The 211-nt window shown below is 45.0% G+C and carries 1 tRNA gene; it reads right to left on the reverse strand.

Annotation, left to right across the window (positions count from 1 at the left end):
* Positions 1-134 precede the first annotated feature (134 nt).
* Positions 135-211 (reverse strand) — tRNA-Ile (locus H9X86_RS12380).

The raw sequence follows: 211 nt of genomic DNA on the forward strand, positions 1-211 counted from the left end.
TCTACTCTGTTGCTTGCTCTTCCATCTGGAATTATCACATTGTTCAGTTTTCAAGGTGCGGAATTCTGGTCTCGATTGAAACCAGATATCAACACTCAATCTCTTGAATGTTGATATCCATTCTCAATGGACTCTGGTGGGCCAAAATGGACTCGAACCATCGACCTCACGATTATCAGTCGTGTGCTCTAGCCAGCTGAGCTATTGGCCC

Origin of the sequence: Pseudoflavonifractor capillosus, from assembly GCF_016902575.1 — a bacterium.
GTDB classification, from domain to species: Bacteria; Bacillota; Clostridia; order Oscillospirales; family Oscillospiraceae; genus Enterenecus; species Enterenecus capillosus_A.